The sequence below is a fragment of the Sphaerisporangium fuscum genome (assembly GCF_018531465.1).
In the GTDB taxonomy this organism is placed as follows: domain Bacteria; phylum Actinomycetota; class Actinomycetes; order Streptosporangiales; family Streptosporangiaceae; genus Sphaerisporangium; species Sphaerisporangium fuscum.
In genome coordinates, this window is the sequence record NZ_JAHDTF010000041.1 from 42255 (window position 1) to 56119 (window position 13865).

Annotated in this window: 13 protein-coding genes and 1 tRNA gene; 8 read left to right on the forward strand and 6 right to left on the reverse strand. The window is 71.7% G+C overall.

The features are described 5' to 3' along the window. Positions 1-19: 19 nt before the first annotated feature. On the forward strand, positions 20-586 hold the full coding sequence (locus tag KIK05_RS40075) for a TetR/AcrR family transcriptional regulator (RefSeq protein ID WP_214416120.1): 567 nt from the start codon (positions 20-22) through the stop codon (positions 584-586). Positions 587-758: 172 nt separating this feature from the next. Here the strand turns inward: KIK05_RS40075 and KIK05_RS40080 are convergent, their stop codons facing one another. After that, positions 759-1349 carry a GNAT family N-acetyltransferase gene (locus KIK05_RS40080; RefSeq protein WP_214416121.1) on the reverse strand — a complete coding sequence of 197 codons (591 nt, stop codon included), beginning with the start codon at positions 1347-1349 and terminating at the stop codon, positions 759-761. 147 nt (positions 1350-1496) lie between these two features. Between KIK05_RS40080 and KIK05_RS40085 the strand changes: the two genes are divergently transcribed. Genes KIK05_RS40085 through KIK05_RS40100 form a run of 4 tightly spaced genes read left to right on the forward strand, consistent with a single transcriptional unit; the run spans position 1497 to position 6018 of the window. Beyond that, on the forward strand, positions 1497-2477 hold the full coding sequence (locus tag KIK05_RS40085) for a phosphotransferase family protein (protein ID WP_214416122.1): 981 nt from the start codon (positions 1497-1499) through the stop codon (positions 2475-2477). Further along, a complete protein-coding gene (locus KIK05_RS40090; protein WP_214416123.1) occupies positions 2477-3688 on the forward strand; it encodes an acyl-CoA dehydrogenase family protein in 1212 nt (403 codons plus the stop codon). The genes KIK05_RS40085 and KIK05_RS40090 overlap by 1 nt, the downstream gene beginning before the upstream one ends. A gap of 27 nt (positions 3689-3715) precedes the next feature. Beyond that, positions 3716-4888 (forward strand): acyl-CoA dehydrogenase family protein, encoded by a 1173-nt coding sequence (locus KIK05_RS40095; protein WP_250564240.1) that lies wholly within the window; start codon positions 3716-3718, stop codon positions 4886-4888. Then, entirely contained in the window at positions 4885-6018 is a 1134-nt protein-coding gene (locus KIK05_RS40100; RefSeq protein WP_214416125.1) for an acyl-CoA dehydrogenase family protein, read from the forward strand. Before KIK05_RS40095 ends, KIK05_RS40100 begins: the two co-directional genes overlap by 4 nt. A 15-nt stretch (positions 6019-6033) precedes the next feature. On the opposite strand, the gene KIK05_RS40105 is transcribed toward KIK05_RS40100, so the two are convergent. Both KIK05_RS40105 and KIK05_RS49220 read right to left on the reverse strand, forming a co-directional pair. Next, positions 6034-6708: a response regulator gene (locus tag KIK05_RS40105; RefSeq protein ID WP_214416126.1), complete on the reverse strand. Its 675-nt coding sequence runs from the start codon at positions 6706-6708 to the stop codon at positions 6034-6036. After that, positions 6705-8192: a sensor histidine kinase gene (locus KIK05_RS49220; protein ID WP_308250320.1), complete on the reverse strand. Its 1488-nt coding sequence runs from the start codon at positions 8190-8192 to the stop codon at positions 6705-6707. The genes KIK05_RS40105 and KIK05_RS49220 overlap by 4 nt, the downstream gene beginning before the upstream one ends. Before the next feature lie 241 nt (positions 8193-8433). Between KIK05_RS49220 and KIK05_RS40115 the strand changes: the two genes are divergently transcribed. Continuing rightward, positions 8434-9624 carry an alpha/beta hydrolase family protein gene (locus tag KIK05_RS40115; protein WP_214416127.1) on the forward strand — a complete coding sequence of 397 codons (1191 nt, stop codon included), beginning with the start codon at positions 8434-8436 and terminating at the stop codon, positions 9622-9624. A 16-nt stretch (positions 9625-9640) separates the two neighbouring features. On the opposite strand, the gene KIK05_RS40120 is transcribed toward KIK05_RS40115, so the two are convergent. Further along, complete coding sequence (locus KIK05_RS40120) at positions 9641-10273, reverse strand: TetR/AcrR family transcriptional regulator (RefSeq protein WP_214416128.1); 633 nt, start codon at positions 10271-10273, stop codon at positions 9641-9643. Between the two features lie 213 nt (positions 10274-10486). Between KIK05_RS40120 and KIK05_RS40125 the strand changes: the two genes are divergently transcribed. Beyond that, a complete protein-coding gene (locus KIK05_RS40125) occupies positions 10487-11251 on the forward strand; it encodes a nuclease-related domain-containing protein (RefSeq protein ID WP_214416129.1) in 765 nt (254 codons plus the stop codon). Positions 11252-11395: 144 nt separating this feature from the next. On the opposite strand, the gene KIK05_RS40130 is transcribed toward KIK05_RS40125, so the two are convergent. Further along, positions 11396-12763: a vWA domain-containing protein gene (locus KIK05_RS40130; protein ID WP_214416130.1), complete on the reverse strand. Its 1368-nt coding sequence runs from the start codon at positions 12761-12763 to the stop codon at positions 11396-11398. Between the two features lie 32 nt (positions 12764-12795). Beyond that, the gene (locus KIK05_RS40135; protein ID WP_214416131.1) at positions 12796-13662 is read right to left on the reverse strand and encodes an AAA family ATPase; all 867 of its coding nucleotides are present in this window, start codon (positions 13660-13662) and stop codon (positions 12796-12798) included. 97 nt (positions 13663-13759) lie between these two features. Between KIK05_RS40135 and KIK05_RS40140 the strand changes: the two genes are divergently transcribed. Continuing rightward, a tRNA-Lys gene (locus KIK05_RS40140) sits at positions 13760-13833 on the forward strand. The last annotated feature ends 32 nt before the right edge of the window (positions 13834-13865 follow it).

The following is a 13865-nucleotide window of genomic DNA, read 5'->3' on the forward strand; positions in this document are numbered from 1 at the left end:
ACACCGGTAGTCTGGTCCCATGCGGAGGGAGGAACTGGTCGCGGAGACGGCCATAACGCTGCTGGTCGAACGGGGCATGCGCGGCCTGACACACCGCGCGGTCGACGAGGCGGCGGGGCTGCCACCAGGGTCCACGTCGAACGTCGCGCGCACACGGGCGGCGCTGCTCGATCTCACCCTGGCGCGGCTCACCATGCTGGAGGAGGCCGCCTTCCCCGCCTTCTCGGCCGGTGACAATCTGGAGGCCGGGCGGTTGGCCGAGCTGACGGCCGGTTTCCTGCACTTCCAGCTCACGGAGGGGCGCCGCACGTCTTTGGCCCGGTACGAGCTGGCGCTGGAGGCCACGCGCCGGCCGGAGCTGCGGAAGGTCTACGACGAAATCGGCCGCCGCTTCCGTGAGGCCGCCATCGCGGTGCTGGCCTCCGCCGGTTCGGCCGATCCGGTGCGGCACGGCGGGCAACTGGTGGCCTTCGCCGAAGGCGTGATCTTCGACGCCCTGGTGGGCGCGGGCACCACTCCGACGCTGGACGAACTGCGCAGCTCCATGCACGAGGTGGTCAACGGCATGCTGAGCGGCAGCCCTTAGCCGGCGTGCCGCCGTACGGCGGCGCCGGATCCGCCGTACCCACTTCTCGCCGATACGGCGCCGGGGAAATGACGACGGTGAACGGGGGGAGGGGCGGGCTGGGGTGAGCCGCGAGGGTGGCCGGGGTGGGTATCGCCCTGGGCGCTTGGTGTCGAGGGGGCGGCCGGTGGGGTCAGCGGTTGAGCAGCTGCTCCAGGCGGAGCCTGCAGGAGGGCCACTCGTCGTCGAGGATGCCGAAGTACACCGTGTCCCGCCAGGTCCCGTCCGGACGGCGGCGGTGGCGCCGCAGCGTGCCCTCGTACACTCCGCCGATGCGGCGGATCGCGTTCTGCGAGCGCGTGTTGAGGCAGTCGGTCTTGAGCAGAACCCGGTTGTGGCCGAGCTTGTCGAAGGCGTGGGTCAGCAGGAGCAGCTTGCACTCGGTGTTGACGGCGGTCCGCCAGTACGCCCGGCCGTACCACGTCCAGCCGATCTCCAGGCTGTCGTCGAAGTCGGGGACGTCCCAGTAGCTGGTCCACCCCACAGCGCGCCCCGTCTCCCGCTGGACGACCGCGAACGGGACGTTCCGGGGGTTCTCGATGAGCGAGGCGGCCACCCGCCGCAGCTCCTCCTCGCTCCGGGGCGTGGCGACGGGCAGCCACCGCCACACCTCGTCGTCGTTCCCGCCCGCCTCGAACAGGTCGGGGACGTGGTCGAGGGCGAGCGGCACCAGCCGTACGGTGCGGCCTTCGAGGATGACGGGGTCGGGCATCTTGGCGGTCATGGTGGAAGTGTCACAGTGAAGGGCGGCTTCCCGACAGAGCCACTTTCCAGCCGTTCACAGGAACCACTTCCCGTGGCGGCGGTCGGCGGTCGACAGGCATACCGGCCGGTCGGTACGCTCCAGTGACCGGGACGACTAGGGAGCGCGATGCCCGCGAACATCGAGACGAGCCCACCGGGCCTCGACCTCGACCACCTGAGAGACCACCTCGCCGAGTACGACCTCGCCGGGGGGCCGCTCGCGGCCGAGGTCATCCACGGCGGCAAGTCGAACCTGACCTACCTCGTACGCGACGGCGAGCGACGCTTCGTCGTCCGCAGGCCGCCGCTCGGGCACGTGCTCGCGACGGCCCACGACATGGGCCGGGAGTACCGCGTGATGACCGCGCTGCGGGACACCGGCGTGCCCGTCCCCCGCACCTACCACCTGTGCGAGGACGCCGAGGTCGTCGGGGCGCCGTTCTACGTGATGGAGTACGTCGAGGGTGGCGTGCCGCCGGCGACGCCGGCCATCGAGGCGAAGCTCATCGACATCCTCGCCACGCTCCACGGGATCGACCCCGCAGCGGTCGGGCTCGCCGATTTCGGCCGGCCCGAGGGCTTCCTGGAGCGCCAGGTGAAGCGCTGGAAGCGGCAGCTCGAGGCCTCCCGCAGCCGTGAGCTGCCGCACATCGACGCGCTGTTCGCCCGGCTCGCGGCGGCCGTCCCCGCCACGCAGCGGCACACCATCGTGCACGGCGACTTCAAGCTGGGCAACACGCTGATCGCCGACGGCGAGGTGCGGGCCGTGCTCGACTGGGAGATGTCCACCCTCGGCGACCCGCTCACCGACCTGGCACTGTTCCTGCTCTACGGTGACTTCGACGGCCTCGACACCGGCGGCGCGCAGACCGGCCACACGCCGTCCGGCGAGCTCGCCGAGAGGTACGCCCGGGGCACCGGCCTCGACATGTCCCGCCTGGGCTGGTACGTCGCCATGGCCTGCTTCAAGCTCGCGGTGATCGCCGAGGGCATCTACTTCCGCCACACCCGGGGGCTGACCGTCGGAGAAGGCTTCGACGAGGTCGGCGACCACGTCGCGCCGCTCGTGGCCCACGGCCTGAACGCATTGCAGTCACAGGAGGGCTGATGGATTTCGCGTTCGACGCCACCACCGAGGAACTGCGCGGGCGGCTGCTCGCGTTCATGGACGAGTGCGTGTACCCCGCCGAGGAGGCCTTCGAACGGCAGGCCGCCGAGAGCGGGTGGGGCATGCCGCCCATGATGGAGGACCTCAAGCAGGAGGCGCGCAAGCGCGGCCTGTGGAACCTCTTCCTGCCCGGGGAGCACGGCGCCGGGCTGACCAACCTGCAGTACGCGCCGCTGGCCGAGATCATGGGGCGCAGCCCGCGCATCGCGCCGACCGCCACCAACTGCGCCGCGCCCGACACCGGCAACATGGAGCTGCTGTCCATGTTCGGCAGCGAGTGGCAGCGCAAGACCTGGCTGGAGCCGCTGCTCGACGGCGAGATCCGGTCGGCGTTCGCCATGACCGAGCCGGACGTCGCCTCCTCCGACGCGACCAACATCTCCACCTCGATCGTCCGGGACGGCGACGAGTACGTCATCAACGGGCGCAAGTGGTTCGCCTCCGGGGCCATGAACCCGCGCTGCGCGATCTTCATCGTGATGGGGAAGACCGCCCAGGACGGGCCCTCGCACCGGCAGCAGAGCATGGTGCTGGTGCCGCGCGACACCCCGGGCCTGACCGTCAGGCGCGGCATGCACGTCTTCGGCTACAGCGACTCCGACCACGGCGGTCACGCCGAGCTGCTGCTGGAGGACGTCCGCGTCCCGGCCGAGAACCTGATCGGCGAGGAGGGCGGGGGCTTCGGCATCGCCCAGGCGCGGCTCGGCCCCGGCCGCATCCACCACTGCATGCGCCTGATCGGCATGGCCGAGCGGGCGATCGAGCTGATGTGCCGCAGGGCCCTGTCCCGCACGACCTTCGGCAAGCCGGTGGCCCAGCAGGGCGTCGTCCAGGACTGGATCGCCGAGTCGCGGGTCAGGGTGGAGCAGCTGCGCCTCCTGGTGCTGAAGACCGCCTGGCTGATGGACACGGTCGGCAACCGCGGCGCGCACACCGAGATCCAGGCCATCAAGATCGCTACCCCCAAGGCCGTGGAGTGGATCCTGGACAAGGCCATCCAGGTGCACGGGGCCGGCGGGGTCAGCCAGGACTTCCCGCTCGCCGGGCTGTGGGCGGCGGCCCGCACCCTGCGGCTCGCCGACGGGCCGGACGAGGTGCACAAACGGTCACTCGCCTACCGCGAGCTCAAGAAGCACATGCCCACCGACTGACCTGTGGAAGGGAAACGTCTCGTGACACTGGATGAGGCGGCGCTCAAGGAGCGGTCCCGCGCGTTCCTCGCCGAGCACGATCCGGCGGTGATGGACCCCCTCGACTTCCTGCGCGCGCGCTTCGACGCGGGCCTCGCCTGGGTGCACTTCCCCGAGGGGCTCGGCGGCCTCGGCGCGCCGCGCGAACTGCAGGGCATGGTCGACCAGGAGTTCGCCGGCACCCCGCAGACCGACCTCGGCAAACTCGCCATCGGTCTCGGCATGGCCGCGCCCACGATCCTCACCTTCGGCACCGAGGAGCAGAAGAAGCGTTTCCTGCGGCCGCTGTGGACGGGCGAGGAGATCTGGTGCCAGCTCTTCAGCGAGCCGGGCGCCGGGTCCGACCTCGCCACGCTCGCCACCCGGGCCGTACGCGAAGGCGACGAATGGGTCGTCGACGGTCAGAAGGTGTGGACGTCCGGCGCCCATCACGCCCGCTGGGCGATCCTCGTCGCCCGCACCGATCCGGACGTGCCCAAGCATCGCGGCCTGACCTACTTCGTCTGCGACATGCACGCCCCCGGCGTCGACGTCCGGCCGCTGCGGCAGATCACCGGGGAGGCCGAGTTCAACGAGGTGTTCCTCACCGGGGTGCGCCTGCCCGACTCGCTCCGGCTCGGGAAGGTCGGCGACGGCTGGCGGGTCGCGCAGACCACGCTCATGAACGAGCGCGTCGCCATCGGCGGCAATCCCGTACGGCGCGGCGGGGGCGTGATGAGCGTCGTCGCCGAGGAGTGGCGGCGGCGGCCCGAGCTGCGCACCCATGGGCTGCACCAGCGTCTGCTGCACCTGTGGGTCGAGGCCGAGGTCACCCGCCTGGCGGGGGTACGGCTGCGCGAGCAGCTCGCCGCCGGTACGCCGGGGCCGGAGGGGTCGGGGATGAAGCTCGCCTTCGCCCGCCTGAACCAGGCGCTGTCCGGGCTCGAGGTCGAGATGCGCCGGGAGGAGGGGCTGGCGTACGACGACTGGACGTTCCGGCGTTCGGACAGCGTCGACTTCTTCGGCCGGGGGCCCGGTTACCGCTACCTGCGCGCCAAGGGCAACTCGATCGAGGGCGGCACCTCGGAGATCCTGCGCAACATCATCGCCGAGCGCGTCCTCGGCCTGCCCGCCGAGCCCCGCGTCGACAAGAACGTCCCCTGGAAGGACCTCCCCCGATGACACTCCTTTATTCTGAGGTCGAGGAGGAGCTGCGGGCGGCCGTCCGCGACCTGCTGGCCGATCGGTGCCCGCCCGCGACGGTGCTCGCCCGGGTCGAAGGCCCCTCGCCGTACGAGGCGGACCTGTGGAAGGCGCTCGCCAGGGACATCGGAGCCGCCGGGCTGCTGATCCCGGAGGAGCTCGGCGGCGCCGGCGCCTCCGCCCGCGAGGCGGCGGTCGTCCTGGAGGAGCTCGGGCGGGCCGTCACCCCCGTACCGTTCCTGACCAGCTCGGTCCTCGCAACGCAGGCCTTGCTGAGCGCCGGTACGGACGCGGCGCGCGAGATCCTCGCCTCGCTCGCCTCCGGTGAGACGACGGCGGCGCTCGCGGTGTCGCTGGCGACCTCGCCCTACTCTGTGCGGGCCGACCCCGGTGGGGCGACGCCGCCGTCCGCCGTGGGAGCCGCGGGCGGGGGAGTGGTGGCCGAGGGTGACATGGTCACCGGCAGGGTGAACGCCGTCGCGGGCGCGGACGTCGCCGACGTGCTGATCGTGCCGGCCTCGGGCGGGCTGTACGCGGTGGACGCCGCCCACGCGACCGTGGAGGGGACCGCGTCGCTCGACCTCACCCGGCCGATCGCCACCGTCGCCTTCTCCGGCGCGCCCGCCCGGCGGGTCTCCGCCGACCTCGCGCCGCTGCGCGCCGCGCTGGAGGCCGGGGCGGGGCTGCTCGCCTCCGAGCAGCTCGGCGTGGCCGAATGGTGCCTCACCACGACGATCGCCTACGTCAAGGAGCGCCACCAGTTCGCCCGGCCGGTCGGCTCGTTCCAGGCGCTCAAGCACCGCCTCGCGGACCTGTGGATGGAGATCGTGCAGGCCCGCGCCGCGGCGCGGAACGCGGCCGACGCGCTCGCGACCGGGACGGACGTCCCGACGGCGGTCGCGGTCGCGCAGGCCTGGTGCGGCGGCGTCGCCGTCCACGCGGCGGAGGAGGCCCTGCAGCTGCACGGCGGCATCGGGATGACCTGGGAGCATCCCGTGCATCTGTACCTCAAGCGCGCCAAGGCCGACGAGATCGCCCTCGGCACCCCCGGCGACCACCGCGACACGCTCGCCCGGCTCGCGGACATCCCGCCGCCGATCGCCTCCTGACGGCCGTCTCCCCGGTCACGCGCCGGCCGTGCCCGGGGAGACCAGGCCGGTCTCGTAGGCGAGCACGACGGCCTGGACGCGGTCGCGCAGGCCGAGTTTGGACAGGATCCGCGCGACGTGGGTCTTCACGGTCGTCTGGCTGAGGGTCAGCCGGTCGGCGAGCTCGGCGTTGCTGAGACCGGTGGCGAGCAGCCGCAGCACCTCCAGCTCGCGCGGCGTCAGCTCCGACAGGTCGCGGTGCGAGGAGGCCTTCACGTCGTCGCGGCGGGCGAAACGCTCGACCAGACGGCGGGTGATCGTGGGGGCGAGCAGCGCGTCGCCGGTCCGCACCAGCCGTACGGCGGCCACCAGCTGCTCCGGGGTGACGTCCTTGAGCAGGAAGCCGCTGGCGCCCGCGGTGAGGGCCGCGTAGACGTACTGGTCGAGGTCGTAGGTGGTCAGGATCAGCACCCGCGTGTCGTCCGCCCCGCCGGCCGTGATGCGCCGGGTGGCCTCGATGCCGTCCATCCCCGGCATCCTGATGTCCATGAGGACGACGTCGGGACCGGTACGGCGGACGGCGGCGACCGCGTCGGCCCCGTCGGCCGCCTCGGCGACCACCTCGATGCCGCTGGCGGCGAGGATCATCCGGAATCCGGTGCGCACGAGTGCCTGGTCGTCGGCGATGACGGCGCGCAGTGGGGGGTTCATGAGGTTCTCCACGGGATTCGGGCCCTGATCCGGTAGCCGCCGTTCACCGGCCCGGCGTCCAGGGTTCCGCCGTAGACGGCCAGCCGCTCGCGCAGCCCGATCAGCCCCCGGCCCTGGCCGCTGCGGGAGTGGGCCGACCGCGCCCCGCCGCTGTCGGTGACCTCGATCTCCAGCCAGTCGCCGCCGTACCCGACGGTGACGGACGCCGCGGCGCCGGCCGCGTGCTTGATCGTGTTCGTCAGGGCCTCCTGGACGACGCGGTAGGCGGTCAGCTCGACCCCGGGAGGCAGGGCATCCGGCGGTCTCGACACCTCCAGGGTCACCGGTGTCCCGGCGGCGCGGACCCGATCGGCGAGGCTGTCGAGCCGGTCGAGCCCGGGTTGCGGTTCGAGCCCGTCGTCCGGGCCCTCCGGACGCGGGCCGTCGGAGGCGGAGAGCAGCCCCATGACGTGACGCAGCTCGGCCAGGGCCTCGCGTCCGCTGGCCTCGACGGCGAGCAGGGCCCGTCTCGACTCCTCCGGCGCGGCGTCCATCACGCTGCGCGCCGCGCCGGCCTGGATCACCATCACGCTCACATTGTGGGTCACGACGTCGTGCAGTTCGGCGGCGATCCGGGCGCGCTCCTCCTCCACGGCCCTGCGCGTGGCGTCCTCCTGGGCCCGCCGCAGCTCGGCGATCCGGTCCCGGCCGGCGCGCAGCCGCCGCTGCCAGAAGCGGACGAAGCTCGCGAGGGCGCCCGCGCTCAGCAGCACGACGAAGGGGCCGAGCCAGGCCGGCAGCGTGGGGGCGACGTCGCGGAAGGTGGCGCCGGCCAGTACGGCCGCGAGCACGAGGCCGCCCATCGCCACCATCCGGTGGCGGCTGTGGGCGACGGTGCCGTAGGCGGCGATGGCGCAGGTCAGCACGGTGATCCAGGTGGCGGCCTCGTGGGTGGCGAGCGCGGCGGCCAGCACCACCCAGAAGGCGGCGAGCGGGTACCTGCGCCGGGCGGCCAGCGGCAGGGCCGTCAGGGCCACCAGGAGCAGGGGCGGGTCGTCGACGTCGGGGTCCGCGTATGGGACAGGGTCGGGCGCTTCCTGTGCGCCGGGTTCGTCCGGCGGATCGAGCGGGTCCGGCGCGTCCGGCGGGTCTGGCATGTCCGGTAGGTCCGGCGGATCCGGCAGGTCCTGCGGGTCGGGCACCTCCGGTGGGGAAGCCGTGGGGGCGTCGCTCGTGGGCGGGGAGGACATCCCCGGCCCGTAGCCTTCCGGGTCGATGTACAACGGCGGGGAGGGTCGTAGTCGCAAGGGGTCGATCAGCTGGGGTTGCGCACCTGGGTGGTCGTCCTGGAAGCTCGTCGCCGCGACGACCGCGAGGAAGGTCAGGACGATCGCGAGCAGCACGTCGGCGACGAGGGCTCTGCGAGACGGCCTTGTGATTCCCCGTTCCGGGCGGAGCGCGTCGAGCACGTACTGCCGCCAAAGCCGTCGTTCGTCGGTGGTCACCGGCACATTGTCCCGTTCGGGCGTTCTGTCCCGCGTCCTCTTCGGTGACCGAGCGGGTGTCCTCAGGGAGTACATCGCAGGGATGACACGGCGGCGGGTCGTCCCCGGGAGGTATCCGATTTCGGTACGACGGCCGATGTGCGCCGACCTGGCTCGCCCCTAGTTTCGTTGTCGCGATCAGGCCGCTCCCGGACGTCCGCGCCCGAGCCGGCCGTTTCCCGACGACAAGGACGAAGACTTCATGCGTCATGTGACGAAGCTCGGCGTACTGCTCGCCTTCGCGGTGTCCGCCTCCCTCGTGTCCGTACCTGTCTCCGCGGCGTCCGCCTCCGCCGGGACCTCGGCCGCGTCGGCCGGTACGCCGTACCTGCCCAAGCCGACGGGAACGCACCCGGTCGGCACCACGTCGCTGTACCTGAAGGACACCTCCCGCCCCGACCCGTGGGTGCCTTCGGTGAAGGCGCGGGAGCTCATGGTCTCCCTGTGGTATCCGGCAAGGTCGCCAGGAAAGCGGCTCGCGCCGTACATGACGCCGAAGGAGTCGGAGCTCCTGCTGAAGGACGCGGGGATCACCGGAGGCGCCGCCCAGGTGCTGAGCAAGGTGCGGACCAACGCCTTCACTGACGCCCGACCGGCAGGACGCAAGCACAGCCTGCCGCTGGTGGTGCTGTCCCCCGGCTTCACCAAGCCCCGCAAGACGCTGACTTCATTGGCCGAGGACCTGGCGAGCAGAGGCTACGTGGTGGCCGCGATCGACCACACCTACGAGAACGTCGCCACCACCTTCCCCGACGGACGGGTCACCACCTGCGTCGTCTGTGAGGGCGACCATGACCCGTCGTTCTTCGTCAAGCTGGAGAAGGGCCGGGCGGCCGACGTCTCCTTCGTGCTCGACCAGCTCACCGGGCGGCACCCGAAGTGGAAGGCCGCCTCGCTGATCGACCCGTCCCGGATCGGGATGGCGGGGCACTCCGCGGGGGGCGCGAGCGTCGAGCCGGCCATGGTGCGGGACTCACGCCTGCGCGCCGGCGTCGACATCGACGGCACCACGGACGGCTTGATCCCCGACAGTGGGCTGGCGCGGCCGTTCATGTTCCTGGGCAAGTCGGCGAACTACACCCCGGGAAAGGGGAATCCGGAGGTCGCCAGCTGGGAGAACGACTGGAAGCTCCTGAAGGGGTGGAAGCGCTGGATCCTGGTGGACGGCGCGGTGCACGAATCCTTCACCGACATCTCGGTGCTGGCCGGCCAGCTCGGCGTCAAGATCGGCACCGATCTGCCCGGGGCCCGCTCCTCGGAGATCACCCGCGACTACGTCGCGGCCTTCTTCGACCTCCACCTGCGCGAGAAGCCGCAGCCCCTGCTGGACGAGCCCTCCGCTCGCTTCCCGGAGGTGAAGTTCTGCGCCCCGGAAACCGCGACCTGTAAGTAGGACGTCGGCGGCGGAGTCAGGTCGCCGTCAGGGGACGCAGCGAGGCGAGGAGCAGGTCGGCGAAGTGGCGGCCCACCTCGGGTCCGGTGAGCGGGCCGTCGGTGCGGTACCACGTGCCCAGGTGGTGGACCGAGCCGAAGAAGAAGTCGACCACGAGGTCGGCCTGCACGTCGTCGCGGAACACCTGGGTGCGCTGGCCCTCCACGATCAGGTCGCGGAACCGCTCGTGGTAGCGGCGGCGCTCGGCGCGTACGGCCTTCTGGGTCTCGGGCGCGAGCTGGTGCATCGACCGGAAGAAGATCTTGGAGTCGTCGAGGTTCTCGACCGTGGTCGCCACCACGTCGGCGGCGGCGGCGTGCACCCGCTCGGCGACCGGCCCCGGGGCGTCCGCGAACCTGTCGAGCCGCTCCATCTGCAGGCGCAGCACCCTCGTGTAGATCTCGCGCAGCAGGTCGTCCTTGGAGTCGAAGTAGTGGTACATCGCCCCCTTGGTGACTCCCGCCGCCGCCACGATCTCCTGCACCGAGGTGCTCTCGAAGCCCTTCTCGGCGAACAGGCGCGTGGCCTCGCCGAGCAGCCGCCGGCGCACCGGCTCGGTCGTGTCGGTGCTGTCGGTGGTGGACGCCCGCCCGGCCCCGTTGCGCGCCATCACGCACGCCTCCCCTGCATGTCGATGTGCCAAGCATACCGACTGGTCGGTCAGCGGGTCGTGGCGACCGTCTTCTCCCGTGCGCTCTCCACGTTCAGCCACCCCCCGGACTGTGGCGCGGGCGGGTCAGTTCCGTAACCTTTGACGAGTTGGGGCTCCCGATTGGGTATCCACCAACGTAGTCGACTGAGCCCGAAATCGTGGGGGTTTCCGGTGCCCAATGGCTCCATCTACGTGCCGCAGGACGACAAGTTCAAGTGGGGCACACCGTCGGTGATGTACGAGCTGCGCTGGCGTGAGACCCGGCCCGAGCGGCGTCGGAGGCGGCACGTCATGGCCGCCGCCGGAGTCCTCATCTTCACCGCCCTCGCGTTCTACCGCGCCTGGCCGATGCCGTTCGTCATCGGACTCGCCGGCGGCGCCGCGGTCTGGGGCGGCGACGCGTTCGTGTCCTGGCGCATGTTCGAGGCCACGGCGGTGTGGCGCGGCAAGCGCAGCGGCGCGACGCGCACCGGGCGGCTGCTGCGGCGCAGGCTGGGCAGGCACGGTTACCGCGTGCTCGACGGCCGGGCCGTGCCCGGGAAGACCTCCATCGACCACCTCGTCATCGGTCCCGGCGGGGTGTGGATCCTCGACAACGAGGCCTGGGCCCCGGACACCCACATCGCGGCGTACGGCGGCAAGCTCTTCTTCGGCGAGAAGGCGGGCACGAAGATCGCGACCGGCCTGGTCGAGGCCGCGACGTCCATGGGCGAGCTGCTGTCGCGGGAGTCCGGCATCCCGGTGGAGATCTCGCCACTCCTGGTCGTCCACGGCGGCCGCGTCAAGAACGGCCTGGTCTCCGCCGAGGGCCTGACCCTCTTCCCGCCCCGCAAGGCCGCCCGCTGGATCACCGGCGACGCCCACGCCGACCTCACCGAGGACCAGGTGGAAGTCCTCGCCAGAACCGCGGCCCGCATCCTCCGCCGCATGCCGTAACGGCCCCCTGCCCGCCGCGCCGAGGGAACCTCCTCGGCGCCGCACCCTCGGCCCCGCCCTCTGTGGTGCCTTCATCCGGCGCCGCGTCGGAGGGATGGTCGTACGGCGAGGTCGGCGCCGCGTACGGCGGGTGACCGGATACGCCTAGGCGAGGTCTTCGATGAAGGCCGTCAGTTGGGCGACATTTCGGCATTCATGCATGTCCACCACGCCGCCGTACGCGCTCGCCACCGAGTCGCCCGTGTCCCACTGTGCGCGTGGCTCCGGGTTCAGCCAGTACGCGTGCCTGGCCTCGCCCGCGAGCCGTTTCAGGGTCGTGAGCGCGGGCGGCTGGTAGTTCGAGCGGGCGTCGCCGAGGATCAGCAGCGACGTCTTCGGGCCCACCGCGTCGCCGTACTTCTCGGTGAACCTCGCCAGCGAGTGGCCGTAGTCACTGCGCCCGAACCGGGTGATGTCCGCCTCCCGCGTCATCCGCGTGATGGCGTCCACCACGTCCGTCCCGGGCGCGAAGAACCGCGTGATCTCGTCCACGGTGTCCACGAACGCGAACGCCCGCACCTTCGCGAACTGCTCCCGCAGCGCGTACGTCAGCAGCAGCGTGAAGTGCGAGAACGCCGACACCGAATCGCTGGCGTCGCACAGGACGACCAGCTCGGGCTTGTGCGGCCGGCGCGGCCGCATGTGCGTGGTCAGCGGCACGCCTCCGGTGCTCAGCGAGGCCCTGACCGTCCGCCGGAAGTCGAGCCGGCCCCGCTGTCCCGTACGGTGCTTGATCGTCAGCCGCGTCGCCAGGCGCCGCGCCAGCGGGTACACCTCGCGCCGCAGCGCCGCGAGGTCGTCCTTGGTGGCACGGAGGAAGTCGACCTGGTCGACGGGCGGCCTCACGGTCGCCTTGGCGATCTTCTCGATGCCGGAGTCCTCGGCGATCCTCCGGCGCACGTCGGCGGCCACGGCGTTCTCGAAGCCGGCGATGTTGTCGGCGAGCCGCCGGCGGGCGACCTTCTCGGCGAGACCGCCGCGCTCCTGCCCGAGCACCTCGCCGAGCATCTTCGCCATCAGCGTGCCGGGGGACAGCGCCCGCAGCACCGAGTACGAGAACCAGTTCTGGCGTCCCGGCCCGGCCGGCTGGCGGCCGAACCGCTCCACCATGGCCCGGACGAACTCCCCGAACGCCGGGTCGCCCGAAGGGCCGGCGTCGTCGAGCAGCAGCTCGGCGAGGCGGTCGCGCAGCCGCGGGACCTCGGCGTTCTCCAGATCCATCTCTTCACTGCTCGCGGTGCGCAGGCCACTCGTCACCGGCGGGAACCACAGGTCGAACAGCGCGTCGAACCCGGGCCGGTAGGCCGGCCGCTTGACCAGCGTCGCGGCGTACGCCTCGCGAAGCGTGGCACGCTCGGTCAGGTCGATCACCGACAGCGCGCGGGCCGCGTCCAGCCCCTCGGCCGGCGACACCGGCAGCCCGGCCCTGCGCAGCGCGCCGACGAACCCGACATGCCTGTCGAGCAGCGACACGGCCACCTCCTCCAGCCCTGGTCAGCCCCGCGTCAGCGGGCGGGAAGCCCCAGCTCCTTGACCGCCCGCGTCTGGTCGGAGGCGTGCTTGAGCACCACCCCGAGCGTCCCGGCGGTCGTCACCTCGTCCAGTTCGGCGCGGCCGAGCGCGAGCAGCGTCCGCGCCCAGTCGATCGTCTCGGCGATGGACGGCGACTTCTTCAGCTCCAGCGCGCGCAGCGTGGCGACCGTGCGGGCCAGTTGCTCGGCCAGCGCCGCCTCGATCCCCGGTACCTGCGCGAGCACGATGTCCCGCTCCCGCTCCGGGGAGGGGTAGTCGAGGTGGAGGTAGAGGCAGCGGCGCTTCAGCGCCTCCGACAGCTCGCGGGTCGCGTTCGAGGTCAGCACGACGTACGGCACGCGCGTCGCGGCGATCGTCCCCAGCTCGGGGATCGTCACCTGGTAGTCGGAAAGGATCTCCAGCAGCAGTCCCTCGACCTCGACGTCGGCCTTGTCGGTCTCGTCGATCAGCAACACCGTGGGGCCGGTCCGCCTGATCGCCTTCAGCAGGGGGCGCTCCAGGAGGAACTCCTCGCTGAAGATGTCGTCATGGGTCCGCTCCCACGCCTGCTCGCCGGAGGCCTGGATGCGCAGCAACTGCTTCTTGTAGTTCCACTCGTACAGCGCCCGCGCCTCGTCGAGGCCCTCGTAACACTGCAACCTGATCAGCTCGGCCCCGCAGGCCTCCGCCACGGCCTTGGCGAGCTGCGTCTTCCCGACCCCGGCCGGCCCCTCCGTCAGCAGCGGCTTGCCGAGCGCCGCCGCCAGGAAGACGGAGGTCGCGATGCCGTCGTCGGCCAGATAGCCCGCGGCGGCGAGCCGCTCCCCGGCGTCGGCGGGCGAGGTGAACCACGACGTCATCGGCGCTCCCGTCACGTGACCAGAATGTCGTTCTACCCTAGCCTGCCCGCTTGGTACGAAGTGGTCCACAGGGTGCGCTAAGGTTGTCCTGCGTCTCGCGCCGCTAGCTCAGTTGGTTAGAGCAGCTGACTCTTAATCAGCGGGTCCGGGGTTCGAGTCCCTGGCGGCGCACAAACGAACGATGGGCACCCTCGATGCGACAG

What these genes read in the sequence shown, in the direction of transcription:
- KIK05_RS40135 (WP_214416131.1), bottom strand. Translation starts at nt 13,662, where the DNA reads ATGACGTCGTGGTTCACCTCGCCCGCCGACGCCGGGGAGCGGCTCGCC.
- KIK05_RS40090 (WP_214416123.1), top strand. Translation starts at nt 2,477, where the DNA reads ATGGATTTCGCGTTCGACGCCACCACCGAGGAACTGCGCGGGCGGCTG.
- KIK05_RS40080 (WP_214416121.1), bottom strand. Translation starts at nt 1,349, where the DNA reads ATGACCGCCAAGATGCCCGACCCCGTCATCCTCGAAGGCCGCACCGTA.
- KIK05_RS40120 (WP_214416128.1), bottom strand. Translation starts at nt 10,273, where the DNA reads ATGGCGCGCAACGGGGCCGGGCGGGCGTCCACCACCGACAGCACCGAC.
- KIK05_RS40100 (WP_214416125.1), top strand. Translation starts at nt 4,885, where the DNA reads ATGACACTCCTTTATTCTGAGGTCGAGGAGGAGCTGCGGGCGGCCGTC.
- KIK05_RS40115 (WP_214416127.1), top strand. Translation starts at nt 8,434, where the DNA reads ATGCGTCATGTGACGAAGCTCGGCGTACTGCTCGCCTTCGCGGTGTCC.
- KIK05_RS40105 (WP_214416126.1), bottom strand. Translation starts at nt 6,708, where the DNA reads ATGAACCCCCCACTGCGCGCCGTCATCGCCGACGACCAGGCACTCGTG.
- KIK05_RS40075 (WP_214416120.1), top strand. Translation starts at nt 20, where the DNA reads ATGCGGAGGGAGGAACTGGTCGCGGAGACGGCCATAACGCTGCTGGTC.
- KIK05_RS40085 (WP_214416122.1), top strand. Translation starts at nt 1,497, where the DNA reads ATGCCCGCGAACATCGAGACGAGCCCACCGGGCCTCGACCTCGACCAC.